1 protein-coding gene and 1 pseudogene are annotated in these 880 nt (G+C 68.6%); both read left to right on the forward strand.

Going from position 1 to position 880, the window contains the following annotated elements:
• The coding region (locus ACSC1Q_RS42960) for a cytochrome P450 (protein WP_436764507.1) at positions 1-411 on the forward strand (411 nt) is incomplete at its 5' end.
• A gap of 173 nt (positions 412-584) precedes the next feature.
• Positions 585-880: pseudogene (locus ACSC1Q_RS42965) on the forward strand (cytochrome P450); the annotation flags it as partial.

The raw sequence follows: 880 nt of genomic DNA on the forward strand, positions 1-880 counted from the left end.
TTGCTGCTCCAGGATCTGGACGGTCGCCTGCCCGGTGCCGTCGAGGAGATCGTCCGCCTCGCCTCGCCCGTCGCCTGGATGCGCCGCAGCCTCACCCGCGACCACGAGATGAACGGCCACCTCTACCGCGCGGGCGAGAAGGTCCTGCTGTACTACTGGGCCGCCAACCGCGACGAGAGCGTCTTCACCGACCCGTACCACTTCGACATCCGGCGTACCGAGGGACCGCACGTCGGCTTCGGCGGCCCCGGACCGCACTTCTGCCTCGGCGCCCACCTCGCCCGCCGCGAGATCACCGTGATGTTCCGCGAGCTGTTCACCCGCCTGCCCGGAATCCGTTCGGCCGGGGAGCCCGACCGCCTGCGTTCCAGTTTCATCAACGGCATCAAGCACCTCGATTGCGACTTCTGAGAAGGCGTCGGGCACCTCGGCTGCGATTTCCGGCTTCCGGGAACGGCGTCGGGCACCTCGGCCGTGACTTCCGGTTTCCGAGGACGGCGTCGAGCGCCTTGGCCACGGCTTCCGGGCGCCGCCCGGGGGCGTCGTGTTGACTCAAGCGTTTGCTTTCCCAAATGATGGGTGCCATGAGCGTGACGCCGGCCGAGCGGAAGCCGATCGTCTCCGCGGGCGACTTCGACCTGTCCGACCATGACTTCTGGGCCAGGCCCATGCCGGACCGGGAGCACGCCTTCCGGCTCCTGAGGGAGCTGGAGCGTCCCGTCTTCTACCAGGAGATGGAGAACACGCTGGTCCCGCGAGGGCTCGGCTATCACGCGCTGGTCAGGCACGCCGACATCCTGGAGGCGAGCCGCAACCCCGAGGTGTTCTGCTCGGGGGACGGCGGCGCCACCAACATCCTCGACATGCCCGCCGAGTTCGC

Origin of the sequence: Streptosporangium heterodermiicola (genome assembly GCF_051390675.1) — a bacterium.
GTDB lineage: Bacteria > Actinomycetota > Actinomycetes > Streptosporangiales > Streptosporangiaceae > Streptosporangium.